Origin of the sequence: Fuscovulum blasticum DSM 2131, from assembly GCF_003034965.1 — a bacterium.
In the GTDB taxonomy this organism is placed as follows: Bacteria; Pseudomonadota; Alphaproteobacteria; order Rhodobacterales; family Rhodobacteraceae; genus Pseudogemmobacter; species Pseudogemmobacter blasticus.
On sequence record NZ_PZKE01000004.1, the window covers coordinates 139,854 to 166,585 of the forward strand.

General features: G+C 65.1%; 25 protein-coding genes and 2 pseudogenes. 8 read left to right on the forward strand and 19 right to left on the reverse strand.

The genetic code is table 11. The annotated features are described in order from the left end of the window. Positions 1-5 precede the first annotated feature (5 nt). From C5F44_RS05810 to C5F44_RS05820, 3 genes are read right to left on the reverse strand one after another with little or no spacing between them, the layout of a single operon-like run. Positions 6-713: a VIT1/CCC1 transporter family protein gene (locus C5F44_RS05810; protein WP_107672700.1), complete on the reverse strand. Its 708-nt coding sequence runs from the start codon at positions 711-713 to the stop codon at positions 6-8. 16 nt (positions 714-729) lie between these two features. After that, positions 730-2,076 carry an ATP-binding protein gene (locus tag C5F44_RS05815; protein ID WP_107672567.1) on the reverse strand — a complete coding sequence of 449 codons (1,347 nt, stop codon included), beginning with the start codon at positions 2,074-2,076 and terminating at the stop codon, positions 730-732. Further along, positions 2,073-2,732, reverse strand: coding sequence for a response regulator transcription factor (locus tag C5F44_RS05820; RefSeq protein ID WP_107672568.1), 660 nt, complete (start codon positions 2,730-2,732; stop codon positions 2,073-2,075). The genes C5F44_RS05815 and C5F44_RS05820 overlap by 4 nt, the downstream gene beginning before the upstream one ends. 153 nt (positions 2,733-2,885) lie before the next feature. Here C5F44_RS05820 and C5F44_RS05825 point away from each other — a divergent pair, with 153 nt between their 5' ends. From C5F44_RS05825 to C5F44_RS05845, 5 genes are all read left to right on the forward strand, one after another. Beyond that, positions 2,886-3,200, forward strand: coding sequence for a PepSY domain-containing protein (locus C5F44_RS05825; protein WP_107672569.1), 315 nt, complete (start codon positions 2,886-2,888; stop codon positions 3,198-3,200). 101 nt (positions 3,201-3,301) lie between these two features. Continuing rightward, positions 3,302-3,655, forward strand: a complete 354-nt coding sequence (locus C5F44_RS05830) for a hypothetical protein (protein WP_235822534.1) — start codon at positions 3,302-3,304, stop codon at positions 3,653-3,655. A 27-nt stretch (positions 3,656-3,682) separates the two neighbouring features. After that, complete coding sequence (locus C5F44_RS05835; RefSeq protein WP_107672571.1) at positions 3,683-4,159, forward strand: DUF2271 domain-containing protein; 477 nt, start codon at positions 3,683-3,685, stop codon at positions 4,157-4,159. Positions 4,160-4,172: 13 nt separating this feature from the next. Next, a complete protein-coding gene (locus tag C5F44_RS05840) occupies positions 4,173-6,380 on the forward strand; it encodes a PepSY domain-containing protein (RefSeq protein ID WP_107672572.1) in 2,208 nt (735 codons plus the stop codon). After that, positions 6,361-7,311: an FAD:protein FMN transferase gene (locus tag C5F44_RS05845; RefSeq protein ID WP_107672573.1), complete on the forward strand. Its 951-nt coding sequence runs from the start codon at positions 6,361-6,363 to the stop codon at positions 7,309-7,311. Before C5F44_RS05840 ends, C5F44_RS05845 begins: the two co-directional genes overlap by 20 nt. Before the next feature lie 128 nt (positions 7,312-7,439). On the opposite strand, the gene C5F44_RS05850 is transcribed toward C5F44_RS05845, so the two are convergent. The 14 genes from C5F44_RS05850 to C5F44_RS05915 all read right to left on the reverse strand — a co-directional run bounded on the left by C5F44_RS05850 (position 7,440) and on the right by C5F44_RS05915 (position 21,127). Further along, positions 7,440-8,375 (reverse strand): carbohydrate kinase family protein, encoded by a 936-nt coding sequence (locus tag C5F44_RS05850; protein ID WP_181318198.1) that lies wholly within the window; start codon positions 8,373-8,375, stop codon positions 7,440-7,442. Then, complete coding sequence (locus tag C5F44_RS05855) at positions 8,372-8,854, reverse strand: ureidoglycolate lyase (RefSeq protein ID WP_107672575.1); 483 nt, start codon at positions 8,852-8,854, stop codon at positions 8,372-8,374. The genes C5F44_RS05850 and C5F44_RS05855 overlap by 4 nt, the downstream gene beginning before the upstream one ends. Continuing rightward, on the reverse strand, positions 8,851-9,594 hold the full coding sequence (locus C5F44_RS05860; RefSeq protein WP_107672576.1) for a BtpA/SgcQ family protein: 744 nt from the start codon (positions 9,592-9,594) through the stop codon (positions 8,851-8,853). Before C5F44_RS05860 ends, C5F44_RS05855 begins: the two co-directional genes overlap by 4 nt. Position 9,595: 1 nt before the next feature. Then, positions 9,596-10,384: a GntR family transcriptional regulator gene (locus C5F44_RS05865; protein ID WP_107672577.1), complete on the reverse strand. Its 789-nt coding sequence runs from the start codon at positions 10,382-10,384 to the stop codon at positions 9,596-9,598. A 16-nt stretch (positions 10,385-10,400) separates the two neighbouring features. Continuing rightward, positions 10,401-11,258 carry a transporter substrate-binding domain-containing protein gene (locus C5F44_RS05870; RefSeq protein ID WP_107672578.1) on the reverse strand — a complete coding sequence of 286 codons (858 nt, stop codon included), beginning with the start codon at positions 11,256-11,258 and terminating at the stop codon, positions 10,401-10,403. Positions 11,259-11,287: 29 nt separating this feature from the next. After that, on the reverse strand, positions 11,288-12,085 hold the full coding sequence (locus C5F44_RS05875) for an amino acid ABC transporter ATP-binding protein (RefSeq protein WP_107672579.1): 798 nt from the start codon (positions 12,083-12,085) through the stop codon (positions 11,288-11,290). Continuing rightward, positions 12,082-12,939, reverse strand: a complete 858-nt coding sequence (locus C5F44_RS05880) for an amino acid ABC transporter permease (RefSeq protein ID WP_107672701.1) — start codon at positions 12,937-12,939, stop codon at positions 12,082-12,084. Before C5F44_RS05880 ends, C5F44_RS05875 begins: the two co-directional genes overlap by 4 nt. Positions 12,940-13,207: 268 nt before the next feature. Then, positions 13,208-14,764: a L,D-transpeptidase family protein gene (locus C5F44_RS05885; protein ID WP_107672580.1), complete on the reverse strand. Its 1,557-nt coding sequence runs from the start codon at positions 14,762-14,764 to the stop codon at positions 13,208-13,210. Beyond that, a complete protein-coding gene (locus tag C5F44_RS05890; protein WP_107672581.1) occupies positions 14,757-15,764 on the reverse strand; it encodes an ABC transporter ATP-binding protein in 1,008 nt (335 codons plus the stop codon). Before C5F44_RS05890 ends, C5F44_RS05885 begins: the two co-directional genes overlap by 8 nt. Beyond that, positions 15,757-16,734 (reverse strand): ABC transporter ATP-binding protein, encoded by a 978-nt coding sequence (locus C5F44_RS05895; protein ID WP_107672582.1) that lies wholly within the window; start codon positions 16,732-16,734, stop codon positions 15,757-15,759. Before C5F44_RS05895 ends, C5F44_RS05890 begins: the two co-directional genes overlap by 8 nt. Beyond that, positions 16,731-17,549, reverse strand: coding sequence for an ABC transporter permease (locus tag C5F44_RS05900; protein ID WP_107672583.1), 819 nt, complete (start codon positions 17,547-17,549; stop codon positions 16,731-16,733). The genes C5F44_RS05895 and C5F44_RS05900 overlap by 4 nt, the downstream gene beginning before the upstream one ends. 9 nt (positions 17,550-17,558) lie before the next feature. Next, positions 17,559-18,491 (reverse strand): ABC transporter permease, encoded by a 933-nt coding sequence (locus C5F44_RS05905; RefSeq protein ID WP_107672584.1) that lies wholly within the window; start codon positions 18,489-18,491, stop codon positions 17,559-17,561. 79 nt (positions 18,492-18,570) lie between these two features. Continuing rightward, positions 18,571-20,208, reverse strand: coding sequence for an ABC transporter substrate-binding protein (locus tag C5F44_RS05910; RefSeq protein WP_107672585.1), 1,638 nt, complete (start codon positions 20,206-20,208; stop codon positions 18,571-18,573). Positions 20,209-20,254: 46 nt separating this feature from the next. After that, positions 20,255-21,127 (reverse strand): serine hydrolase, encoded by an 873-nt coding sequence (locus tag C5F44_RS05915; protein ID WP_107672586.1) that lies wholly within the window; start codon positions 21,125-21,127, stop codon positions 20,255-20,257. 159 nt (positions 21,128-21,286) lie between these two features. Here C5F44_RS05915 and C5F44_RS05920 point away from each other — a divergent pair, with 159 nt between their 5' ends. The 3 genes and pseudogenes from C5F44_RS05920 to C5F44_RS18130 all read left to right on the forward strand — a co-directional run. Further along, the gene (locus C5F44_RS05920) at positions 21,287-22,225 is read left to right on the forward strand and encodes a LysR substrate-binding domain-containing protein (protein WP_107672587.1); all 939 of its coding nucleotides are present in this window, start codon (positions 21,287-21,289) and stop codon (positions 22,223-22,225) included. A gap of 246 nt (positions 22,226-22,471) precedes the next feature. After that, positions 22,472-22,942 (forward strand): annotated as a pseudogene (locus C5F44_RS18125) (transposase); the annotation flags it as partial. Positions 22,943-22,980: 38 nt separating this feature from the next. After that, positions 22,981-23,193 (forward strand): annotated as a pseudogene (locus tag C5F44_RS18130) (transposase); the annotation flags it as partial. Between the two features lie 156 nt (positions 23,194-23,349). On the opposite strand, the gene C5F44_RS05935 reads toward C5F44_RS18130, so the two are convergent. Together C5F44_RS05935 and C5F44_RS05940 are read right to left on the reverse strand one after the other, a co-directional pair. Next, complete coding sequence (locus C5F44_RS05935) at positions 23,350-23,874, reverse strand: invasion associated locus B family protein (protein WP_107672588.1); 525 nt, start codon at positions 23,872-23,874, stop codon at positions 23,350-23,352. 60 nt (positions 23,875-23,934) lie between these two features. Continuing rightward, positions 23,935-26,523 carry an autotransporter family protein gene (locus C5F44_RS05940; RefSeq protein WP_181318199.1) on the reverse strand — a complete coding sequence of 863 codons (2,589 nt, stop codon included), beginning with the start codon at positions 26,521-26,523 and terminating at the stop codon, positions 23,935-23,937. Positions 26,524-26,732 lie beyond the last annotated feature (209 nt).

Below are 26,732 nucleotides of genomic sequence, written 5' to 3' on the forward strand. Positions count from 1 at the left end.
GATCTTCAGACGCTGACCCCGAAGATGCGGCCGACGCCGGCGGTTATGGCCATGGCCGCCGCCCCCCAGAACAGCACGCGGGCGGTGGCACGCAGCTTGGGCGCGCCCCCCGCCTGCGCCCCAAGGGCCCCCAGTCCCGCAAGGCAAAGCAGCGTTGTGACGACCACGACAGGAATGATCTTGTCGGCGGGCGCAAGAACGGCCGCGATCAAGGGCAGGGCGGCCGCCACCGTGAAAGTCAGTCCCGAGGCAAAGGCGGCCTGAAGGGGGTTGGCCGCGTGAACCTCTGACAACCCAAGTTCGTCCCGCACATGGGCGCCAAGCGCATCGTTCTGCGTCAGTTCCCGCGCCACCAGCGCGGCGGTTTCCGCCGACAGCCCGCGGGATTGATAGATCGAGGCCAGTTCCGCAAGTTCTGCCTCGGGCGTGTCGATCAGGGCCTGCTGTTCGCGGGCGATGTCGGCGCGTTCGATGTCGGATTGTGAACTGACAGAGACATACTCGCCCGCGGCCATCGACATGGCGCCGGCTGCCAGCCCGGCCATTCCGGCAACCAGAACGGCGCCGGGGCTTGGGTCGGCGGCGGCGACGCCGACGATCAGCGAGGATACCGAAACGATGCCGTCATTGGCCCCCAGAACGGCAGCCCGCAGCCAGCCTGTGCGGTTGATGAAATGCAGCTCTTCGTGGGCGGATTTGTATGGAAGGGTCATCTTTGATTCCATCGGTTCAGGGGGGCGGGGTGTGTGTCTGTTCCGGGCAAAGCCGGATGGTGGCGGAAAAGCCGCCGGCTTGGCCGGGCAAGGGCGATGCCAGCGTCAGCGTGGTGCCGCTGCGTTCGGCAATGGTGCGCACGATGGCCAGCCCCAGGCCGCTGCCGCTGCCCGCGCCCGTGCCACGCACGAAGCGACCTGAAAGCGAAGCCAGCACGTCCGGGGGCACGGCGGGGCCGTCATTCTCGACCTTGAGCCAACCATCAGGCGCCAGATTTACCCGCACCGGCCCCCCGCCTCCATGGCGCAGCGCGTTTTCAACAAGGTTGCGCGCGACGATGGCAACGGCGTCAGGGTCAAGGTCTGACAGTACTGCATCGGGCGGCAGGGACCATTCGATCCGGCCCTGATCGGCCCCACGGGAGAAGTCCTGCGCCACCAGTTGCAGGACGGGTCGCAGATCCTGCGGCCGGTCGGTCATCAGCCTCGCCCCTTCGGCGCGGGCAAGCTGCATCAACCGCTCGGCCAGCCGTGTCAGGCGCTTCAGGACGGCTTCGATCTCGTCGGCGCGGGCGGCGGTGTCGGTCTCGCGGGTCTGCCCGCGCAGGCGCTGGATCTGGGCAATCGCCCCGGCCAGCGGCGTGCGCAGCTCATGCGCGGCGTTCGAGGCAAAACTGCGTTCGGCGTCAAAGGCCTTGCCAAGCCGAAGGAACAACTGGTTCACCGTTTCGCCGATGGGGCGCAGCTCCTCTGGCAGGGTCTCGGTCCGCAAGGCGGACAGGTCATTCGCATTGCGGCGGGCAAGCTGCTGGCGCAGCACCCCCAACGGTCTCAGCCCGTAGCCCAGCCCGTAAGCAATGCCCACCAGACTGAGCGGGATCACCAGCCCCAGCGGCAGCGCCAGGGCCAGCGCCACCTCGCCCGCCACCTCATGCCGATGCGCCATCGGTTCGGCTATGGTCAGGATGATGGAGCCGCGAACCGCCGCTTCCTGATAGAAACGGAAACCTTCCGTCTGGTGGAAGCCAGGCTGGTCAAGCACGGGGAACTGCGCCGGATCGGCGCGATGCGAGGCCAGCAGCACACGTCCCTGCGGATCGCGGACCAGATAGGTGAAGTATTCCTCGTGCTGGTCCAGCGCGGTGACGTGCTGGGTGATTCCCTCCTCGTCACGGCCCAGAACGTCGATCACGGCCAGTTGCAGAATGCGTTGCCCGGTTTCCTGCAGGGCGGAATCGAAAACCTCGTTCATTTCGCGCAGCAGCAATTGCCAGGTGATTGCGGCGGCGGCCACCCAGACCAGCGTGACCGCCAGCGCCAGCGCCAGCGCGGATCGCAGCCGAAGCGACGCGGGGCGTTTCATGGGCGCCCCAGCCGATAGCCAAGGCCGCGTTCCGTGGCGATCACCCCGGCCCCAAGTTTCTTGCGCAGCCGGCTTACATGCACTTCGATGGCATTGCTTTCGACATCGGCGTCAAAGGAATACAGGTGTTCCTCAAGCTGGGATCTGGTCAGCAGTTGCGATGGCCGGGACAGGAAGGCCTCGAACAGCACCCATTCACGGGCCGTCAGCGCAACCGGCTTGCCCGCGCGGCGGATGCTGCGGACGGCAAGATCAATCTCAAGATCGCCAAATCGCATCACCGGGTTCGGATTGCCGGAGTAGCGCCGCGCCACCGCGCCGATGCGGGCGGAAAGCTCGGCCAGGTCAAAGGGCTTGACCAGATAGTCATCGGCCCCGGCATTCAGCCCGTCGATCCGGTCTGAAATCTGGTCAAGCGCGGTCAGGATGATGACCGGCGTCGTGTTGCCCCTGCTGCGCAGGGTCTTGAGGAACGGGATGCCACGCCCATCGGGCAGCATCAGATCAAGCAGGATCAGGTCAAAACTGGCGCCGGCAAGTGCATCCTGCGCCTCGTCCAGCCGCATGGCCCAATCAACGGAATGGCCATCCGCCTCGATCTGTTCGCGCACGGCGGCGCCGATCACCTTGTCATCCTCGATCAGCAGAATCCGCATCTTGCCCTCTGGCCGCGCAATGAACCTCTGGTGCCTGTCTTCTAATGTCCCAACCTGACGGTAGCCTTAAGCACTTTCTGGCAGCGCTTCAGGATGCTGTCAGATTCGTGGCGCAAAAGGCATTCAATCGACGACCGCGCCGGAGTTTCATTGATGCGAAAGACCCTCACCGTTCTGACACTGGCAGCCCTGATGGCGGCTGGCGCGGTACGGGCCGACGATGATTGCGTCGTTCCGATGACCGATTGGCAACCACGCGAGGCCGTCGCCCGTCTGGCTGCCGAAAAAGGTTGGACCGTGCGGCGGATCAAGATCGACGATGGCTGCTACGAGATCGTCGGCACCGATGCCACCGGACGCAGGATCGAGGTCAAGCTCCATCCCGGCACCTTGAGCGTTGTCGAGATGGAATACGAAGACAACGATGAACACGAGGGTGGTCACGGCCTGAAGCAAGGCGACGACTGACCCCTTTCCCCTGATGCCTTTTGACGGCGCCTCCGGCCTGTGGTCGGGGACCGGCTTTCCATGTCCTGAAGGAGCGAAACCTTATGAAACTCTCTGCACTCATGACCCTTCTGAGCACGGCGATCGGTTCTGCCGGCGCAGCCCCGGCACCGGCCTGCGCCCTGACCCTGCCGCCGCTGGCCGGCGCATCGGCCAATGGTGTGGCCGAAGTGCCCGGCCGGGCGCCCGGGGTTCTGCTGGTGGATGGTGATGATGATCTGGGTGGCTGGCTGTTCTTTGGACACGACCACGATGACGACGACGATGATGATGACGACGACTGCGACGATGATGATGACGATGAACACGAATGTGGCGGCAAAGGCGGTGGCAACGCCGCGCCGGCGGGTTCGGTTGCGCCGCCGAAGAACGGCCTGTTCGGGGGCGGCAAGCCGCCTGTCGTCAAGACCAACTGATCGCTGAACCATTCAAAGGAAAGAAAAATGCTGGCAAAATCGTTCATCTCTGCCCTTGTGCTGACCACGGCACTGACCGTTCCCGGCCTTGCGCAGGCCCGCCCGGTGACCTTGACCGTCAACCTTTCGCAATATGGCGGGGACGGTGCCTATCTGGCGGTCTATGTCACCGATCCGGCCGGTGCCTATGCCGGCAGTCTGTGGATGGCGGGGGGCAAGGCCAAGTATTATCGCCACCTGTCCGACTGGGCTCGCTTCACCGGCGAGAACATCGCCGAGGTGAACGGCATAACCGGCGCAAGCGTCGGCGCGGGCCGCAGCCTTGAACTGTCGATGGATCTTGCCGACGCGCTGTTCGATGCCGGTTACACGCTGCACATTGATGCCGCGGTCGAGGACATGCGCGACAGTCCGAACGAGATTGCCGTGCCGCTGACGGCCGCCGGGGCGGGCCAGGCCGTTGCGGGCCGCCAATACATCGCCGATTTCACCTACGGCTTCTGAACAGGACCACGCCATGATGCGCCGCCTTCACCGCTGGCCGGGCCTGCTGGCCGCGGCTTTCCTGATCATGCTTGCCGTAAGCGGCGCGATACTGTCGGTCTTTCCGGCGGCTGAACGGATTGCGTCACCTGCCGCAGTGCAGGGCCAGACGGTGGCGGAGCTTGCCGCGCTGGTGCTGGACCAGCACCCCGGAGCCGAGCAGATTCGGCGTTCGCCGTCGGGAAAGATCACCGTCTGGTGGTTTGACGGCGGGACACCGGGTGCGGCGGTGATCGACCCGGCTACCGGCCAGGATGTGGCCAGCGCCGACAAGAGTGTCATCCGGCAATGGCTGACCGCCTTTCACCGCTCGTTATTGCTGGATGACGCGGGGCGGATGACCATGGCGGCGGCGGCCTTCGCGATGCTGTGTCTGGCGCTTTCGGGCAGCCTGCTGGTGGCCCGGCGGGTTGGTGGCTGGCGAAAGTGGTTCAGCCGCCTGCGCGGGCCGCTGGCCGGGCGACTGCACACCGAGCTGGCCCGCCTTGCCGTGGTGGGGCTGGGCATTTCTGCGATCACCGCCCTGTGGATGGCTGCCGCGACCTTTGACCTGTTGCCTGTCGACGAGGCGAACCCCGCCTTTCCGGCCACTGTCAGCGGCCAGACCGGGGTTATGCCGTCCGCGATTCCCGCCCTTCAGGAAACTCCGGTCGCGGATTTGCGTGAACTGGCCTTTCCTGCTGCGGATGATGCCAGCGATGTCTACACGCTGACCACTTCGCAGGGCACCGGCTATCTTGACCAGGGAACCGGAGCGTTGCTGGTCTGGGCCACGCCCGGGCCTTGGGCGCGTGCCTATGAATGGGTCTATCTGCTGCACACGGGTGAGGGGGCCGCGCTCTGGGGGCTTGCCCTTGGGCTAATGGTGCTGGCCACCCCCGCGCTTGCCATAACGGGCGCGATCCTCTGGGCGCAGGGCCGGCGCGGTCGGCCCCGGCTGCGGGGCATGGTCGCGGCCGCGCGGGCTGAGACCGTAATTCTGGTCGGCTCCGAGGGGGGCAGCACCTGGGGCTTTGCCGCAACGCTGGCGCGCGCGCTGCAGGCCGCCGGTCAGGCCGTACACATGGCACCGCTGTCCTCGTTTTCTCCTGCCGACTACATTGCGGCGCGGCGAATCCTGGTGCTGACGGCCACCTGGGGCGATGGGGCAGCGCCGTCTTCCGCCAAGGGGGGGCTTGAACGACTGGCCGCCGCGCGGCCGCTGGCCGACGTGCCGCTTGCGGTTCTGGGCTTTGGCGACAGCAGCTTTCCAGATTTCTGCGGTTTTGCCGTGGCCTTCGAGGCCGCCGCGCGCGACCGTGGCTGGAACCTGCTGTTGCCGGGGGAACGCATTGATCGCCAGTCGCCGCAGGAATTCGCCCGCTGGGGGCGTGCGCTTGGTCAGGCGCTTGGCTTGCCGCTGGAGCTGAACCATCAGCCGGATACGCCGCCGGTCACAAGCCTGACCCTGATCTCGCGCCGCAATTATGGCGAGGCGGTGCAGGCCCCGGCCGCGATCCTGCGCTTTGCCGTACCGAAGGCAGGCTTGTGGCGCCGGTTGACCGGGCGCGGTTTCGGACGGTTCCGCGCAGGTGATCTGCTGGGCATCCTGCCCCAGGGGGCCGCCGTGCCGCGGTTCTATTCGCTGGCCTCGTGCCACCGAGACGGGTTTGTCGAAATTGCCGTGCGCAAGCATCCTGGCGGGTTGTGCTCGGGCCAACTGATGGCGCTGCAACCGGGGCAGTCGGTACAAGCCTTCCTGCGCCCGAATCCGGCCTTCCAGCCTGACCGTGGCACCACCCCGCTGATCCTGATCGGCGCGGGCACCGGCATCGGTCCGCTGGCGGGGTTCATCCGCGCGGAAGGTGGGCGGCGACCCGTTCACCTGTGGTTCGGCGCGCGCCATCCTGATGCTGACCTGCTGTTCGGCGAAGATCTTGAACGCTGGTCGGATGAGGGGCGCCTGACGGGGTTGCGTACCGCCTTTTCCCGCAGCGGTCCGCGTCAGCATGTGCAGGACGCCCTGCGTGGGGATGCCTTGGCCCTGCGGGCGCTGATCGCGCGTGGCGCCCGGATCATGGTCTGCGGCGGGCGGGACATGGCAAGGGGCGTGCAGGGCGCACTGAACGAGATCCTGGCGCCGATGGATCTGACCCTTGTCACGCTGAAATCCGAGGGGCGCTATGTCGAAGACACCTACTGATCCGCACCGGATGCTTCTGTCGGGCCCGACGATGGGAAGCCGCTGGTCCGTCTTGCTGGACGAACCGGCCAAGCCCGATGCCCATGCCTTGCAAGCGGCCTTGCAGGCGGCGGTGGATGAGGTGGACGCCCAGATGTCCACCTGGAAGCCCGACAGCGATCTGATGCTGTTCAACGCGGCTCCTTGCGGGGACTGGGTTGTTCTGCCCGCGGGGCTGATGGCCGTGCTGCGGGCGGGCGTGCAGATCGGCCGCGCAACCAAAGGCGCGTTCGAGATGAATGTCGGGGCCGCCGTGCGTGCCTGGGGCTTCGGGTCCGATCCGGCAGACCTGGCCGCCATACGCGCGGCAAGCGGCGCTGCGCGTGTCTCTTCCGTCGCGGCGCTGGAGCTGGACCCGGCCCGTCAGGCCGCGCGCAAGACGGCACTGCTTGCACTCGATCTGTCGGGAATCGCCAAGGGATATGGGGTGGACAGGCTGGCCGAGGTTGTTGCCGGTCACGGACTGAGCCGGGCGCTGTGCGCGATTGATGGCGAAGTGCGGGCGCTTGGCCGCCAGGCTGATGGTTCGCCCTGGTCCGTTGCCATCGAAACACCTGACAGTCCCGACCGGGCGCCCCATTCCATGCTGGCATTGACCGAAGGCGCGGTGGCAACCTCGGGTGACTACCGGCACTTTCTGACCGTCAGGGGACGGCGGTTGCCACATACCATTGACCCGCGCCGTGGATCACCGCTTGTGGACGGCCCCGCATCGGTCAGCGTCATGGCGGCCGATTGCATGACGGCGGATGCAATGGCGACGGCCCTGATGGTGATGGGCAAGGACGAGGGGCTTGCCTTCGCGCGGCAACACGCCATCAGCGCCCTGTTTCTGCTGCGCGATGGTGCGGCCCTGCGATCTGTCGGCAGCGGCATCTTCGCGGACGGCTGAACGGTGCGGCCATGACGGCCCCGCAACCGCCTGCCCATTCCCGCAAAAGACAGGGCAGGAGGCTTGTCCTTGACCATGGGCCAGGCTTCGGACACCGGCACGGGGGCTATCCCGCGCGCGGCATCTGTTCACGATGGCGGCGATGTCCGGTCTTTCAGCCAGTCCAGCACCTCGGCCCGGCTGGCCTTGCCGCCGCGGGGGCCGTGGCGGGTGACCGAGCGGGCGGCGGCGGCCACGGCGAACTCCAGCGCCGCTTCAAAGGCATGATCCTGTCCAAGACCCCAGGTCAGCGCGGCGCCGAACGTGTCTCCGGCGCCGGTGACATCGGCCACGTTAACCCGATGGCCTGGCACCCGCAGCAACCGGCCGTTGTCCAGCGCCTCGGCCCCGTCTTCGGCCATGGTGCGGACCAGCCGGGTGATGCCATGGTCGCGGCGCCAGGTCTCGGCCAGGGTCAGGGTGTCATGGCCGAAGGTGGCGCGAAAGCCGACCTGGTTGAAGATCACCACCTCGGCCCCTTGCAGATAGGCCGCATCTGCGGCGGTCGCGCCGCCCACGTCAAGATCGAAGACCATGCGGCGGCCATGGCGGCGCAGGTCCGCCAGCAGAAGATCCTGCGCCAGTGTGCCGTCCGCTTCATGCAGGCGGCGCGCGCGGTAGAGCGTGGTGTAAAGGAAGCCCGGCTGGCGCAAGGCCGCCATGGTGGCGGGCGGCAGCGGCATGGGTTGCTGGCCCATGCGCAGGGTCAGAACAACATGCTCTCCGTCCACCAGAAAGATCAGATTGCGCGAATCCGGGATGCCGGGCTGGCGCAGCATGTGGCGGGTGGAAACGCCGTTGGCCTGAAGATCGGCGATCAGCCGGTCGGACAGCGCGGTTTCGTTCAGCAAGGAGATGAACTCGGTCTCGCCGCCAAGCGCGGCGTGAACCACCGCCGCATTGGCGATCGAGCCTCCGCATTCCGCCGGCAGTTCGTCGATGAAATCCTTGTCGGCCAGGCCCGGCCAGCGTTCCGCTGTGAAGTATTCGTCCAGCGCCACGTCGCCGATGAAGAAGGTCGTCATGCCAGCACCCGGACCGGGCCACCCGACACCTCGACCCATGGGTCGGGGCCAAGGCCGCAGGTTGCCATCCAGTAATAGGGCGTCGGCGCCTTCAGGCCGCGGCAGGCATCGTGCCAGACCCCGCGGTTCATCACTGCAACCTGCCCCGGCCGGATGATGAAGGCGCGCAGGGTTTCGGCCAGCGGCGCGGGCGCCGTGCCACCCGGGGCGACGGCCAGCACGATGGCGGCGCCGGCGCAGAACAGCGCCTCTTCGGTGCGGGGATGGCGCTCCATCAGGCGGCAATCCCAGGGGGCGGACGGGCCCTGCGTCATGCCCAGATGGGCCGGCCCGTCGATCAGCGGCGCCAGGGTGTAGCTGTCGCGCCAGCCTTCGCCCGACATGGGCATGACCCCTTCGCCGGGCGTGCCGGTCAGATCGAACACGCGGCCAAAGGGGGCGAAGGCGTCGGGGGTCAGGGGGATTGCGCGCAGGGTCATGCGGCCTCGGCCCGTGCCTGGCGAACGGCAGCCATGAAACGCGCGACATGCGCCGGTGCCAGACGGCCCTTGTCGACATGGCCTTCCTTCAGCCAACTGCCGACAATGGCCCCGTCCGCCAGCGCAAGCTGGGCCGCGGCATTGGCCTCGGTCATGCCGGCGCCGACGATGATCGGAACATTGCCGCCGGTTGCGGTGCGGAACCTGCGGATCTTGGCCGGGTCCGTCTCTTGCCCGGTTGCATCCGATGTCACCACAAGCGCGTCGCAGCGCGCGGCGCCAAGGCGCAGATCCTCGGCTTCGGGGCGCCCCGAAAGCACCGGCTGATACTTGAAGCGCACGCCGCCAAAAAGCACGGCGGGCACCGAGGCCCGTTCAGCCGCCAGCGTGTTGGCAAAGTCGGCGTCCTGGTCGGGGGGCAAGTGGCCGCAGATCGAATCTATCTGCATGAAGTCAACCGGATAGGATCTGGCAAGGGCGAAGGCACGGCTGTTGTCATGCAGCACGTTGATGCCGATCCGTGGCCCGGGGGCCAGTGCCACCAGCCGGTCCAGCACCCGCTCCACATCCTCGGAATCGCCGAAATAGTTTTCGATCACCAGCCCGTCGAAACCTTCGCCGGCCATGATGCGCGCCTCTTCCAGGGCGCGGGCCAGACGGTCGGCCGATGTGTCGCCGCCAAGGTGCAGCATCCCCAGAATTGGCTTCGGCATCGCGAATAGGCCGCGGAAAGCGGTCATGTCAGTCTCCCTTCGCGGGGGATTGCAGGGCCCCTGCCTGCCCCCAGCGGGTTGCGAATTTCATTTCCACCCGGGGCGAGTAGATGATCGAGGTCCGCTCGACCCGCTCGCCCTCAAGGTCCAGCACATCGCCGGTGGCACAAAGATAGCCCGGAACCGCCGGATCAGGCCCGAAGACCTCGGTCAGATGGGCCGAGGGGGGCACCACGGAAAGGTGGATCTCGGAGCGCACGGGAACACGCCCGTAATCGCGGCGCAGCACTTCATAAAGCGACTGCGCCGCGAAATCGTAGGTCTCGATACCCGGATAGTCTTTCAGGGGCAGCCAGGAGGTATCGAGGTTCAGCCATTCGACCGCATCCACGCCGGCCAGCCCTCGCGCACGGACCAGCAGCAGGATGCCATCGTCGATCCGGTGCTCCATGACGCGGGTCACCGGACGCTTGCCGTTGGCACGGGCAAGATCGGTAAAGCTGCCGAAGTTCCAGACGCTGTGGCTGACCGGGCGGTGCGAAACCATGGTCCCCTTGCCGCGCACCTGGGTCACCAGCCCCTCTCGGACCAAGAGCGAAAGGGCATGGCGAACGGTGGTGCGCGCCACGGTGAAATGGTCGCGCATCTCGTTTTCCGAAGGGATGATCTCGCCCTCGCCCCATCCGCCCGAGAGGATCAGCCCGCGCAGGCCCCGATAGAGCTGGCGGTAGATCTGCTCGCCCGAATAGGGATCAAGCGTGATCGCAGCCAGGGACGATGCCCCCGTCTTCGCGTCGATGTCGCCTGATCCCGCCATGGCCTCGTCCTCGTGATTACTGCGTGGCGCCGTTGATCACGAATTTGTCGACCGCGCCAACATCCAGATGATAGCGCTTCACGATCTCGATGTAGGTGCCATCGGCCAACATGCCGTTCAGCGCGGCCAGCGCCGCATCACGCAGGGCGGTGTTCGACTTCTCGAAGGCGATGCCATAGGGGTTCGGCTCGCCCGCCTCACCGATCTGGTAGAAGGCGCCCGGCTCGTTGATTTCAAGATCCGCCAGCCCCTCGATGCCGATGACAGACGCCTGCGCGCGGCCCTGCTTGATCTGCATGATATGTTCGGCCTGCGTCGGGATCTGGATGACGTTGTAAAGGTTGTCGGCCGGGCAGTTCGCCTTGCCAACCTCTTCGGCCCAAGTCACCCAGCTTGTGCCGGTGGCCACGGCGATGGTCTTGCCGCACAGATCCTTTTCGGTCTTGATCTCGTCCTTGTGGTCCGCCGTCGTGTAGAAGACGTTGCCGGTGTTGAAGTAGTCGATGAAGTCAAGCTGCGCCTGCCGTTCGACCTTGTCCGAGAAGGCGCTGATGATCATTTCCGAACGCCCGGTCACCACCTGCGGAATCAACTGGGGAAACTCGACATTTACGAATTCTGGTTCCAGCCCCAGGCGCGCGGCAACCTCGCGGGCGATGTCGATGTCAAAGCCCTTCAGCTCTTCGGACCCCGCGTCGGTGTATTCCATCGGCGGATAGGCCAGCGAAGTCACGACCAGCAGCTTGCCCGAGCTTTTGTTTGCTTCGGGCAGCAGGGCCTGGGCGGCGGCATCCACATCGGCCAGCGCCGGCAGGGCCAGCGTTGCGCCCAGCAATGCCGCCAGAACGGGGCGGTTCAGAAGGGACAGTTTCATCGCGCAATCCTCTTGTCTGTTGGGTGTTGTCAGTCTTTTGCTTCGGCGGGTTGGGCCAGCACACGGCCCAGAAAGCTTCTCACCCGCGGGTCGGCCGGGTTGGCCAGAACCTTTCTGGCGGGGCCGGTCTCGCGGATTTCTCCGTCAATCATCACGACCACGCGGTCGGCCACATCGCGGGCGAAACCGATTTCGTGGGTGACGATGATCATGGTGGTGCCGGTGTCGGCCAGCCGCCGCATCACCTCAAGCACCTCACCCACCAGTTCGGGGTCCAGCGCGCTGGTCGGTTCGTCGAACAGCATCACCTGCGGTTCCATTGCCAGGGCCCGCGCGATGGCGACGCGCTGTTTCTGCCCGCCCGAAAGCTGCGCGGGCCATGATCCGGCCTTGTCCGCCAGCCCGACCATTTCAAGCAGGTCCATCGCCCGCGCGGTGGCCGCCGGGCGCGACAGGCCGCGCACCACCATTGGCCCTTCGATCACATTGCCAAGGACGGTGCGATGCGCGAACAGGTTGAAGTGCTGGAACACCATGCCCAACTGGCTTTGCTGTGCCCGCAGCCGCTTGACCGGCAGTTCGTGCAGCACGCCACCCTGCAGGTCATAGCCGATGATCTGGCCATCGACCCAGACATAGCCGCCATAGGGCACCTCAAGGTGGTTGATGCAGCGCAGCAGCGTTGACTTTCCGCTGCCCGAGGGGCCGAGGATGCACAGCACTTCGCCCTGTGCGACCTCAAGGTCGATACCCTTGAGGACTTCGAGGTTTCCGAAGGCCTTGCGCAGGCCGACCGCGCGGATGATCGGTTGCTGTGCGGCGGTCATGCGCGGCCCCCATGGCTGCGGCCGAAGTGCTTTTCAAGGTAGTATTGCCCGATCGACAGCACAGTCGTTCCGGCCAGATACCAAAGCGCGCAGACGAACAGCAGTTCGATCACCGCGCCATTGATGAAGTAGATGCGTTGCGCCGCATTCAGCATCTCGGTCATGGCGATGGTGGCGGCCAGGGACGAGAACTTCAGCATCCCCACGGCGCTGTTGCCCAGAACCGGCAGGATCAACCGCATGGTTTGCGGCAGCACGATGCGGCGCATCGTCTGGCCCGGCGTCATGCCCAGTGTATTGGCCGCCTCAACCTGACCGCGGTCGACGGACAGGATGCCGCCGCGTACCACTTCGGTCAGGTAGGAACCTTCGTTGACCCCAAGGCCAAGAACGGCGGCGACGAAGGGGGTCATGACGGTGACCATTTTCACATCGACCACGCCGGGGATGTAGAGCGTGGGGAAGATCAGCGCGATGTTGAACCAGATCAGCAGTTGCAGCAGCACGGGCGTGCCACGGAAGATCCAGACGTAAAGCCAGGATGCGAAGCGCAGCACAGGGTTGGCCGAAAGCCGCATCATCCCGAAGGCGAAGCCAAGCACGACGCCAAGCGCCAGCGCGGCGAAGGTGATCAGCAGCGTCCAGACAAACCCCTTGATGATCACCGGGGCCGTCAGGAACTCACCAACGATGGCCCAGCGGATGTTTCCTTCCGCGAAGGCCCGCACCAGCAGCGCAAGCAGCAGCAGAACCAGACTGCCCGCGATCCAGCGCCACGGATGCCGCCGGCCGCGCACCGGCAGGTCGGGGCCGGGCAGGGTGTCGGCGGACAGGGGCGGGTTGGCGCGGGTCATCAGATCCAACTTGTAGTGTTGTTCCTACAACTAATATGAACGGGTCTTTTCACGAGTCAACAGGGCTTTCGCACCCGTGCAGGATATGACGTTCCGAGACAGGGCTACCCTTGCGGTCGGGCGGGCCGATACGCGCTATTGCGGAATTGCAGGTTTAACCCGGCTCCAAATCCGCACCTCTGGCTGTCGAGCCATAAAGGAAGGCCCCGGTGGCGCGTTTGAACTTGCCGACCGGGGGCTTGAGGTGAGCCGTAGGAAGATGTGTGGTTCAGGTCCGCGCGACAGGATCGTTGGGCCAGGATGGGGTTCCGGGCCGGCACAGGAAGCACATCTCGGTTCCGGCCTTCACGCTGCCGCTGGCAAAGATCATCGCCCCGTCATGCGGTGCGATGATCGGGCTTCCGTCGGCGCGCTTGCCGATCACCTCGTCTTTCCGCACCGATTCGCCGGTCACATAGGTGCGCAGCAGGCGATCGTCGTCGCTTTCGGCAAAGATCGCGTCCCCGATCTGCAGGATCTGCGGTGGGGCGGGGGGCGGACCTGCCTCGGCCATGATCAGGCCAAGTGCTGCCAGACCGCGCGCGATCACCTCATAGGCCATCCCGCCCGAGGCCGGGTCCTTGTGCGAGCCACACTCCACCGTGATTGCCGCCCCCCCGACAAAGCGCATGAATTCCGTGGTGCCGATGGCGTGCCCGATCTCGGACGCGCGGCCTTGCCGGGTCAGTGCCTTCAGATGCGCCGGCATCCAGCCCTGAACCGCGAAGGGCAGGCCAAGCGCGCGGATCAACTGCCGCTCTTCCCGCGGGCGGACATACGGCTCCAGATCGCTGCCGGGCGCATCCGGGCCAAACAATGCGAAGGCCGGCCCTTCGGACCCGAAGGAATGCAGGTCGATCAGCACATCATGGGCGCGCAGCATCGAACACAGCACATTCGCGACCCGATCCTCGTTGACCTGCGGCACCGGATATTCGTGCAGGTCGCGGTTCAGGTTGCGGTCCCCCTCACGCCGGTCAAGCCGGTAAGCCATGTGATTGACCACAGGCACGAATGTCACCGAGCCGCAAACCAGCTTGCGGCGTCCGGCGCGGAACTCGGCGATCATCCGGCTGATCGCTTTCGGCCCGCAACCTTCGTTGCCATGGACGGCCCCGGTCACGATCACGCGCGGACCGGGTCGCAGGCTGTGAAAGGTTACGCTTTCCAGACTGTCGGGCAGCGACAGCGCCGCTGCGGCCTGATCCGGCGTCGCGATGTCGATGATCATGCCGGGGCGCAGCCGCTGCGCGAGTTCCAGCAACTGGTCATGCGGCACCGCCACACAGCCCGCCGTGCCGGTCATTTCAGGGCGGGCGGCATGAAGGAAGATCGCGCTGCCTCCTGCCGCGCGCGGGACGGCATCATTCCAGCCCAACGGGATGAAAATGTCGAACAGCCTTGGCGCGCGATCCGGCGGCGGCTCGTTATGGCTGCGGGCGCGCATCCGGTTGTAATCCGGGCTGGCCGGGTTCTCGATCCAGTCATAGCTGTCAGGCTTGGGTTTGAAGGGAAAGGCCATGGCAGCCATGACGCCATCATCAAAGATGCCGGGCTCGTAATAGCCGTAGCGCAGGGCAAAGCGCCCTGACGGTGTGGCTCCGTCGCCCTCGCGCTTCTGCGCCGGGTCCACGATGCCCGAGCGGCCCACGGCGCAAGGCACCGTCCAGTCGCCGATGGTCAGCGTGCCACGATGCGGGGCGGCAGGGTCGTGCCCTGCCCGCACCGTGATGACGAGGTCTGGCCCGATTTCCGGGATTGCGGAGGGGGCTGATTGGTCAAGCATGGGATGTTCCGGTTTTCAGCAGATGACAGCGCGCCTGATGATCGGCGCCGAGGCGGGTGAAATCAGGCACCTGGCCGCTCTGGCACTGTGGCAGGGCCTGCGGGCAGCGTGGGTTGAAGGCGCATCCTTCTGGCGGGGCCATCGGGCTGGGGATTTCGCCGCCCAGACGGGCCGGCACCCGATCACGGTGCAGCGGGTCCGGGATCGCCGAGATCAGCGCCCGCGTATAAGGGTGGCTTGGCGCGGTGAAGATCTCGCGCCAGCCGCCTTCTTCGACGATGCGGCCCAGATACATCACGGCGATCCGGTCGCTCATGTGTTCGACAACGCCCAGATCATGTGAGATCAGCAGCAGGGCAAGGCCCAGCTTGTCTTTCAGATCCAGCAGAAGGTTGATGATCTGCGCGCGGATCGAGACATCCAGCGCTGAAACCGGCTCGTCGCAGATCACCAGTTTTGGCCGCAGGATCAGCGCCCGCGCAATGCACAGCCGTTGACGCTGGCCGCCGGAAAACTCGTGCGGATAACGGCTGGCCACTTCGGGCGACATGCCGACAAGGCCAAGCATCTCGGCCACGCGCGCTTCGCGCTCGGCCCGGTCGGTCATGCCATGCAGGCGCAGGGGCGCTGACAGGATCTCGCGGATGGTCTGGCGCGGGTTCAGCGACGACATCGGGTCCTGGAACACCATCTGCGCCGACCTTGCCAGCGCCATGGCCGACACCTGCGCCGCCCCCGTTATCTCGTGTCCGTCCAGCCGGATCACCCCGGCCGTCGCAGGCACCAGCCCCAGCAGCGCCTGCGCAATCGAGGATTTGCCACAGCCGCTTTCGCCCACCAGGCCAAGACATTCGCCCGCCCGCAGTGTCAGATCCACCCCGTCCACGGCCCGGACGGCAAAGTGCTTGCCGCGCCAGCCTTGCCGCACCGCGTAATGCACCTTCAGGCCCTGCACCGACAGCAGGGGCGTGGCGGCCGGGATCATTGCGGCCTCAGACATGATGCAGACACCGGACCCGGCCCCCCTCGTTCAGATCGGTCATCGCCACGGGTGCCGCGCGGCATTCCGCTGTGGCGCGTGTGCAGCGCGGCGCAAAGCGGCAGCCCTGCGGAAAATCGCGGATCGCCGGCACCACGCCGCCGATCTCGGTCAGCCGCTCCTGCCCCCGCTCCAGCCGCCGCCCCAGACGCGGCAGCGCATTGATCAGGCCGCGCGTGTAAGGATGCGCCGGGGCGGTGAAGATCTCCTCGGCGCTGCGCTGTTCCACGATCTGGCCCGCATACATTACCGCCACGCGGTTGCAGACGCGCGCCACCAGCCCCAGGTCATGCGAGATCATCATCACCGCCGTGCCCTTGGCGCGGCACAGTTCAAGCACCAGTTCCACAATCTCGGCCTGGATCGTCACATCCAGCGCTGTGGTCGGCTCATCTGCGATCAGCAGCGCCGGGTCGCAGGCCAGCGCGATGGCGATCATCACGCGCTGCCGCATCCCGCCCGAAAGCTGGTGCGGATAGGCGTTGATCCGGCGCTCCGGGCTGGACACCTGGACCTGTTCCAGCGCCTCGATCGCCTTCAGCCGTGCGGCCCGCGGCGTCAGGCCGCGATGCAGCACGAACATCTCGCCGATCTGGTCGCCCACCGTCATCAGCGGGTTCAGCGCCGTCATCGGCTCTTGAAAGATCATCGACACCTTGTCGCCGCGCAGGCGGCGCATCTCTCGCGGGGGGAGCGGTGCCAGATCACGGCCCTCCAGCAGGATCTGCCCGCCGCTGACCGCCATCGGCGCCTTCAGCAGCCCCGCCAGTGCTAGGGCGCAAAGGCTTTTGCCACAGCCGGATTCCCCCACCAGGCCGAAAACCTCACCGCGGTTGATGGTGAAATCCACCCCCTCGACCGCCGGGACACGAACCGCCCCGTCAGAGAGGCTGATCGCAAGGTTGCGCACATCCAGAACCGCCTTGGTCATTTGCGGCCCTTTCCATGAGGATCAAGAAGGTCACGCAGACCATCGCCCAGAAGATTGAAGCCCAGAACGGCGGCAAACAGTGCAAGCCCGGGAAAGACCGCGACCCAGGGCGCCACCATTAACTGTTCGCGCGCCGAGGACAGCATCCCGCCCCAGCTTGGGTTCGGCGGCACAACGCCAAGGCCAAGGAAGGACAGCGAGGCTTCGGCCATGATCGCCGAACCCACACCCATCGTAGCCACAACGATCAGCGGCCCGGAAATGTTGGGCAGCAGTTCCCGGAACATCACATGCAGCGGGCCAAAGCCCATGGTCCGGGCCGATTGCACATAGTTCAGCGATTTCTGCGTCAGCACCTGCGCGCGAGAGATCCGGCAGCTATAGGCCCAGTCCGTCATGCCAAGCGCGATCAGCAGGCTTGGCAGCCCGGGGCCAAGAATCGCCATCAGCGCAAGCGCAAAGACGATGGTCGGGATGGAGAGCATGAGGTTGGTCAGACCCTGCACGATTTCATCCCACCAGCCGCCGATGTAACCGGCCGATAGGCCCAGCGAGACGCCGATGGCGGTGTTCATCACCTGGACTGCCAGCCCGATGAACAGCGAGATGCGGGCGCCATAGGCGATGCGGGAAAAGATGTCGCGGCCCTGCTCGTCGGTGCCCAGCCAGAACTGGGCGCCGGGCGGTTCTTCCGCATACATCAGATTGGCAGAGGTGACCGGGTCATAGGGCGCGATCAAAGGCGCAAACACGGCCAGCAGAAAGATCAGCAGGATGATCCCGCCGCCGACATAAAGGTTGGCTCCGGCTTTCATGGTGCTTCCTCAGCGGTAACGGATGCGAGGATCGACCACCAGATAGGCAAGATCGACCAGCGTGTTGATCAGCAGGAAGAACAGCACGATCACCAGAATCGCGCCCTGCACGGCGGGAATGTCGCGCAATCCGACCGAGTCGATCAGCAGCGAGCCGACCCCCGGCCAGGCAAACAGCTTCTCGATCACCACCGAGCCGCCCAGCATCGAGCCGAATTGCAGGCCGATCGTGGTCAGCACCAGCACGAAGGCGTTGCGCGCCAGGTGGCGCAGCACCAGCCGCCGCTCTGACATGCCCTTGGATCTTGCGGTTCGAATGAAATCGGAATTCAGGGTTTCCAGCACGGCGGCACGGGTGGTGCGGGCCAGCAGCGCCATCGGCGCGATGCCCAGAGTGATGGCGGGCAGGATCAGGTGTTTCAACCCGCCCGAGCCATAGCCGAAGGTCGGCAGCCAGTGCAGCTTCAGAGAGAAGACATACATCAGCACCAGGCCCGCCCAGAAGGCCGGGATCGACAGGCCCGAAACCGCCAGTGTCATGGTGGCGGTGTCCAGCCAACTGCCCCGCCGCATGGCGGCGAAAAAGCCCAGTGGCAGGCCGATGCAGACCGCGAACAGGATCGCCGCGCAGGCCAGCCGGAACGAAGCCCAGACCCGCCCGGACAGCATGTCTGCAACCGGGCGCTTGGTGGCGTAGGAAACCCCAAGATCACCCTGCGCCAACCCCGCCATATAGCGGCCAAAGCGCTGTGGCAGCGGATCGTTCAGGCCCAGTTCGGCCTCGATCCGCTCCAGTACTTCGGCAGAAACGTCGCGCTTGTCGGCCTGAAGCGACGAGGCATAGGTGCCCGGAATCACGCTGAACAGCACGAAGACAAGCGTCACGACGACAAGGACAGTCAGGGCGGCCTGGAACAGCCGTCTGAGCAGGACATTCAGCATGGTACATCCACAGGCTGACGGGACTGGCAGGGGGGCGGCGCGACGCCGCCCCTCCGGGTGGACAGATCGGCGGGGCCGATCAGCGCGAAGGCGCGTTTTCGTCCAGCCAGACCTGATCCACCTCGATGATCGCGGCCTCGGTCACATTTGCGTCCACGCCATGCACCCAGGGCTGTGTTGCCAGCACGGCCTTGTTGTAATTGTGGAACCAGACCGGCGCCTGATCGAAGATATAGGCATCGGCCTTGCGCACCAGTTCCACCCGCTTGGCGGGGTCAAGCGTGGCCATGGCCTCGTCCAGGATGGCATCGAAGGCGGTATCCTTGAAACCCGCCCGGTTGGTTGACCGCGGGCGGCGGCTGTCGAAGCTGCGCAGGGCCGAGATCGGATCGGGGCCGGTGCCGTTGGAGCGGAACCACGCCGGGGCTTCGCCCTTGTTGATCGCCTCGACCAGCACGCCCGCCTCGACCACCTTGGGGGTCACGGTGATGCCCACGGCGGCAAGGAAGGGGGTCATGGCCTGAAGGACGCCCAGCGAGGACGTCGCATCCGTCACCCAGGCCTCGAAGCTGACGCCATCGGTCAGGCCCGCTTCAGCCAGCAGGGCTTTTGCCTTTTCGGGGTCGAAAGCATAGGGCTTGCGGTCGGGATCGAAACCGGACGAGGGCGTCGGCAGCCAGCCAACAGCCTTGAACGCCTTGTTCTTCAAAAGCTTTTCAATGATGATGTCGCGATCCACCGCATAGTTGATCGCCTGCCGCACGCGCACATCGTCAAAGGGCTTCATGTCGAGGTTCATGCCCATATGGCGCGTGAACATCTCGGCAATCTCGATCAGGCCCTTCGAAAGCTCGGGGTCTTGCGCATACAAGACATAGCCGTTTTCCGACAGGACGGTCGCGTCGATCTCGCCCGCACGGAAGGCCACGTCCAGCGCCGAATAGTCATCGGTGATGGTGAATTCGATGGCATCGGCATAGGGCTTGCCTGCCTTGAAGTACTTGTCGAACTTCTTGCCCGAGATGCGCGAGCCTTCGATATGCTCGACAAAGGTGAAGGGGCCGCAGCCGACCGGGTTCGACAGGAAGGTGCCGCTTTCCACCGCTTCGCGCGGCAGGATCGCCGTGACCGCCTCGAACAACAGGAAGCCCGGATCGGCAAAGCTGTCGAAGGTGATCGAGAAGGTCAGATCGTCGATCTTGGCCAGACCCGTCACCGTATCGGCCTTGCCGTCCAGATAATCCTGGGCGCCCTTGATGTTCTGAAGGTTGGAAATCGCCGACAGGCTGCTGCCCGGCGCAAGGATGCGCGAATAGGACCAGATCACGTCATCGGCCACCAACTGGCGGCCATTGTGGAAATAGATGTTGTCGAGAAGCTTGTAGGTGAAGGTCTTGCCGTCGTCGCTGACCTTCACTTCGGAAGCCAGCTCCAGCACGACCGAATTGGTCGCCGAATCCCAGTTGTAAAGCGAGCGGTGGAACGCTTTCGACACCGCCATGTCCTGCGATTCATAGGTGGCGTGCGGATCAAGGCTTTGCAGCGCCGATCCGAACGGGGCCACCATCTGCAAGGTGCCGCCGGGGCGCGGCGTGCCCGCCTCCTGTGCGCGGGCGGCAAAGGGAATGGCGCCGACAGCCGCGGCTGCGGTGCTGGCAAGCATCGCGGCCAGCATACGGCGGCGGCTCAGAACAAGAGAGGCGGGCGAATGGGTCATGGTCAGCTTCCTGTTGGTTGGTCTTGCTTCTTGTCTTTGGGGTGGGTCAGCCGAAGGCTTCGGCAATGAAGGCGCGGGCAAAGGCGGGCAGGGTGCCGGTATGGGCCGCCGCTGCGGGGCCTTCGGTCATTACCGCCAGCGTGGCCGAGCGGCCATCCGGCGCCGAGAACGCGGCCACGTCATGCCGCGTCCATGAGGTATGTCCGGCCTTCGACCAGACGCGGAACGAGGCCGGAATCCCATCGGTCAGAAAACCGGCGATCTGGTCACCTTCAGGGTCAGGCCCGGCACTGCGTTGCCAGTCGCGCGACAGATGCCCCGCCATCCAGTCCCGCCCGGGCAGCGCGCCGCGCAGGATGTCATGCAGCATGGCGGCACAGGCCTGCGCCGAAAGCTGATTACCCGGCCGCACCTGCCGCGCCTGCCGGGCACGGCCATAGGGGCTGTCTTCATAGGTGGAATGGATCAGATACACGCCTTCCAGCGCCGGAAGGTTGAGCGACTCCAGCCAGTCCTGCACCTGATGGCGGGCTGTCACCCAGAGTTCCAGCGCCGCCTCATCCAGCATCGGACCGTCAAAGGCGCCGGTCAGCCGACCCAGCAGATAGGTGGTCGCATCGTTCGACGAGATGCCGATCATCGCCTTGACGGCCCGGTGATCCTCATCATCCAGCACAAGGCGGCCGTCTGCCTCGAAAGCGGCAAGCGCCGCGAGATAGACCATCTTGCAGACCGAAGCCGGGTAGATCTGCTGACGGCCGCGGTGTTGCCACTGCGCCTGCACGGCAAAGGGGCCAGGATCAGCCTCGATCAGCGGGCGGTCATGCAGCATCGCACAGACCGAAACCTGCTCGGCCCCGAAAGCGCCAGCAGCGGCTTGCAGCAGCGCCTGAAGCCCGGCCTCCGCGGCGCGGTCCAACACGGAAGAGGGCGGCGGGGAAAGCAAGGTCAAGCGGTGTTTCCATCCGTTGGTGACGAACAATATGTCAGGGATGCTAAGCCCGCATCGCACAGGCGAGATACAGAAAAGGCTATTCTACTTCATTCACTTTGGATATGAGCTGACGCGACAACCTTGATGGGGGCGAAGATGCGGCCGGGGCTGACCTTGCGACAGGTGGATGTGTTCCGCGCCATCGTAAAATTCGGCACGGTCACCGCCGCCGCTGCCGCGCTCGGCTCATCCCAGCCCACGCTGACGCGCGAAGTGCTGCGGCTGGAGGCGGCCGTGGGTTTTCAGTTGTTCGAGCGGCGACGCCAGCGGTTGCACCCGACCGCGCGTGCCCTGAAACTGTATCACGCCATCGAAGAGGCCTATTCCGGCCTCGACAAGATCAACGCCTCGCTGCTGCGGATGCGGGCCGCCTATGGCGAGATCCTGCAAGTGTCTACCCTGCCAACATTCGCACAAAACCTGCTGCCCGAGGCGGTGGCGCGGCTGCATCGCGAGGCACCGGGTCTGACCATCGAGATCGACAACGGTGACCCGCGCAACCAGTCGCCCATCTCGGGCTTCAATTTCGACCTTGGTCTCATCGAGGGGGAATATGCCGATCCCACAACAGAGGTGATCCCGCTTGGCCGTTTCCCGCAGGTCTGCCTGATCCCTGCCGGGCATCCGCTGGCCAATGGCGAAGGGCCGCTCAGCCTGCAGGATTTCCAGGATCACGCCTTTGTCTCGCTGGGGCCGAAAGACCCTTACCGGCTGATTCTTGACCGGATGTTTGACGAGGCGGGCGTGACGCGGCGCCTGCCCGTCACCATGCAATCGGCCAATGCCGTGGGCGAGATGGTGCGCAGCGGCCTTGGGGTCAGCATCCTCAACCCCCTGACCGCCCTCAGCTATCTTGGAGATCGCGTGGTGCTGCGCAGCTTTTCCCAAGCGCCGGATTTCATGGTCTGCGCCCTGCATCCGGCAGATCGCCCGTGGGTGGACAGTGCCGGGCGGCTGGTTGGGCATCTGAAGGCGGTCTGCAACGAAACCCGGCAGCGGCTGAGTGCGCTACGGCTGGTCTGAGCGGCCCTGCCGGACACGGCACTATCGCGCAAGGTTGAGGGCAAGCAGCCCAGAATCCGGCTCTGGGCTGCTTGCGGGCCGCAGGAAAGATCGGCCTCGAGCCGGTTGCAGGAACAAGTTTCACGTTCCACGCGAAAGCAAGCATGGCTGACGGCGGTGAAGATCGCGATGCCGTGGAGGGCAGAGCGGGATGGGTACGGCAGCACAGCTTGTGCGAGATCGAGCTTACGGTCGTATGGCGCAGGATACCTACCCATGCGGAAGGGGTTCCTCTACTTGGTGGTGGTCATGGGCTGGTTCACGAGGAAGGTACTCGCTTGGCATCTCGAATACGCTGGAGGCGGACTTCTGCGTCGAGGCCCTGAACGAGGCTATCCACCGCTTTGGCGCGCCGGGCATTATGAATACGGACCAGGGGTCGCAGTTCACATCGTTCGCATGGACCGACCGACTGAAACAGAGCCGTGCCCGGATCTCGATGGACGGCGAGGGGCGTTGCTTGGCAACATCCTCATAAAGCGCCTCTGTCGGTCCCTGAAGTATGAATGCGTCTACCTGCACGCCTGGTAAACCGGCTCGCAGGCAAGGACTGGCATCGGGCGATGGATCACGGTCTACAACCACCAACGCCCACACACTGCCCATGGCGGGCAGCCACCCGCCGTGGTCTACTTCAATCACATTGAAACCGATCAGCAGGTGCAGGCAGTAGCTTAAGTCAGCCGAAAATCTGTCCAAAAGTTCGAGAGTGCTCAGAAGTCTTCTACAGCATCTTCAAGCGCGGCAAGAAGGGCGTTTATCACCACTGCGGCAAGCAACACCTGCACCGCTATGCTGCTGAGTTCGACATTCGTTATTACCATCGCATCGCGAACGGCTTTGATGATGCGGAGCGGTTCAACGAACGCCTGAAGAAGCTGGCCGGGCATAGGCTCGCGCCAAAGCCAGACGAGGCGGCCGACGACTGACCTGCTTGGGCGATCTGGCGGTTAGCGCCGCTCAAGCGGCGGGTTTGTCAAATATACAGTCCCCCAACCCTGGGATGGCGCCGGTTGACCTGCCGCATTTCCTTCGGGCGCCCCTGCGTACCATGACTTGGCCCGCGGTGTTTGGGGTGGACCATTTCAGGGGGCCGGCAGGGCCAGTCTGGCCCAGGCATCGTTGAAGCCCGCTGGAGACAAGGCAACTTCAAGCGTTTTGCCATCCGGTGCGGTCATTGAGGCCGTCAGCTTCTGCGAGGCGCCGATCGCGGCCACCGTCGCCGCATCCAGGGCCGGGCGCAGGATGCAGCCCGCCGGCAGGCAGGTATCAAACGCGGCCGCGACCGACAGATCGCCATCGCCCTTGAGCGCCAGCCCGGCCGAAAGTTTCAGCCCCAGCGGTGCGACGATGGTGGCCGCCGCGCTGCCATCGGGTTGCCGTGTCATGCCAATGGCCAGCACGCGCTTGCCTGATTTGCTTTCGTTCAACTCCTGCGTCATCTCGCACAGGCGCGGGGCATTGGCCGTGGCGGCGGGCACACAGCGCACCATCCAGTCACCGAAGGTTTCGGTCGTCATGTCGGCGGCCACGCCTTCCGCCTGCGCCGCACCCACAGCCGCAAGGATTGCTGCCGCAACGGCAGCGGCAAGGGATTTCTTCTTGAACATCTGCCTGACCTTTCAGGTTGCGCCCCGGCCCTGCGATGGGGCCGGGGTCAGGCTATTGCATCAGAACTGGACGCGGAAGCCGACGGTTGCTGCAAGACCTTCGGCGTCGCCGCCGTCAATGGCGCGGCGATAGGACATTTCCGTATAGATGGTCTTGTTCCCATCCCAGAGATAGGAGCCGCCGACGCCGATTTCGGCCCAGGTCGCCGCGTTGGTCTGGGTCAGCGCCACCCCGTCCACCGTGACCGTGGTGTCGCCCGAGAAGTTGTGCAGCAGGTTGCCGATCACATAGACCTTTTCACGGTGGTTCACCTCGGACGAGGTGGCACGGTCGCCGAACAGCCATCCTTCCGAATACTCGTATTCCCAGGCCACGCCGATACGGCCGATCAACTGGTCATTGTGCCCCAGATCGACCAGCGTGCCCTGATCGTCGGTGAAGCTGCCGCCCGAGATATGCGACCAGGTCAGTTGTGCCTGCGGCACCAGCGCCGAATTCGCGCTGATCGCCTTGCGCCAGCCGATTTCGGCCCCCACGGCGGTTGCGGTCAGGCCCTTGCCGTCAAGCAGCGTCGCCCCGTCGAAGGTGACATCCGTCTTGAGGCGGTTCACCTGGCCCTGAAGGTCAACGTAAAGCCCGTTGTCGCCATACCAGGTGCCGGTCACGCCCAGACCCAGGCCATCGGCCTTGATGCTGCCGGTGCCCTTGGCGGTGGTGGCATCTGTCGAGGAATGTCCTGCCTGCAGCGTGATGCCCAGCACCCACTGGCCGGCATCGCCACGTTCCAGCGGGTGGTCATACCCCAGTTGCAGGCCCCAGTCGCGGCGATCGGCAGCGATGCCGCTGGTCGAGCTTTCCGGCCGGATTTCCGACTTGTCGCCCCAGACCCGCATCCAGGCCCCGCGCGCAGGGTCGACCACGCCCACGCGGGAGCTGTCGCGCCCAAGCCACTGCCGCTGCCCCACCCGCTGTTCCAGCGTCGGAAGGCGGGCCAGCAGGGCCGCAGGAAGCGCTTCATGGATGCTGCCGGGCGCGGGCGGTTCAACAACCGCAGCTTTGGCGACCAGATACCAGCCCTCGCTGCCCTGAGCGAGCGTATAGGTGAAGTCACCTGCCGACACAGACCCGCCCTGCAAGACGAAGCTGCCGGTGAAATCTGTCGTCTGGACAACCAGGATGCCCGTTGTCGTGGCTGCCCCGGTGCCGCCGATATTGTTGACAACCAGCGTGGTCGTGCCCGAGGTTGCCCCGCCAACCACCAGAATGTCGGTGGCCGACGCATCATTGCCCAGAACGGTGTCAAGCGTGACGGTGCCGCCGTTGCCCGCGTAACCCGCAGTGACGGTCAGCGTATCGCCCGCGCTTCCGTTGCCAAGGACAACGGTTCCGGCATTTGCAAGATCGCCCGTCAGGGTGAAGGCAGATTCCGCAAAACCAAGCGTGGTGCCACCCTGCACGATCATGCCCAGAGGACCACCCGTGGCGGGGCCACTGCCAACCTCGGCGCCCGGGCCGGCAAGGGTAAGCGCGGTGGCATCGGCCAGCACCAGCCGTTCCCAATCGGGCAAGGACGACCCGTTGGCGGTGACGGTCAGGCCAGACAGGGTGAGCGTGTCGATATAGCCGTCGTCCGCCAGAACGTCATCACCGCCGCTCAGGGTCTGGCTGCCGTCCCAGGTCGCGGCCGTGACGGTCAGCAGATCCGAACCATTGCCGCCGTCGAATTCCGTCAGCAGGCCCGAGGACCAGGTGGCGGTATCGTCGCCATCGCCGCCCATCAGGCCACCGATGGTTGCGCCATTCAGGACCAGCGTGTCATTGCCGGCATCGCCGCTGACCGGGCCGCCGACGGTGCCGCTTGTCAGGGTGATGAGATCGTCGCCCTCATTGCCCTCGATGAACTTGCCGATGTCCGCGCCCGCAAGCCCCGACTCGCCGAGGGTGATGGTATCGTTGCCGGTGCCCCCCCGAACGCCCACGGCCGAGCCCTTGCGCAGCGCGATCAGGTCATCGCCATAGTCGCCACGGATTTCCCCCCGTGAGGTGCTGTAGCCTGCATAGGCATAGACGATATTGGCACCGTCGAGGACGATGGTATCGTTCCCGCCGGTGACGAACGGCGCATAGCTGGGATCGGCGGACCAGACATCGCCGACCACGTCACCGTTGATGGTACCGCCGTTCAGCAGGATAGTGTCATTCCCCAGGGCGATGGTCAGCGAGGGGCCGGGATAGATGTTCGAGATGTCGCGCAGATAGTTCAGATCGCCGGTGATGCCGTTGAAGATCGAGACCTGCGACGGCGTGAACTGGGCGCCTTCGTTGAAGATGATGGTGTCATTGCCCAGCGGGCCGATGCCGGGCGTCCAGACGAAGGCATCACCGTTGATGTATTGGGTAACAATGGCCCCGCTGTTGACCGTGATATGGTCATTGCCATAGCCAATTTCGGGCAGCGGTTTGGGATACCGATAGTCGCCCACAATCGCCCCGTTGAAGCCGGCGTTGACAGTGACGGTATCGTTGCCGGCAAAGGGCAGAAGCTGGCCCGGCTGATCACAGGTGATGGTGTCATCGCCGTCTGTGATCGGCCCGCAGGCGGCATGGGCGGGGCCGTTCGCCAGCACAAGGCCGGCAAGCAGGGCCAAGGAGGAGATGCCCGAACGCAGGGCCCTACGGCAAGGGCGGGAAATACGCGAACTCGGAAAGCCACATTGCACTGGCATACTGCCACTCCATCACACACACGCCACGAATCTTTCCACAACACTGTGGAAGTCAAGATTGGATGTATGCAATCAATTTGCGGCAGGATTTTGGCAGTGTCTGAGCGGTATTCCGAAAAAAGGATGCGCCC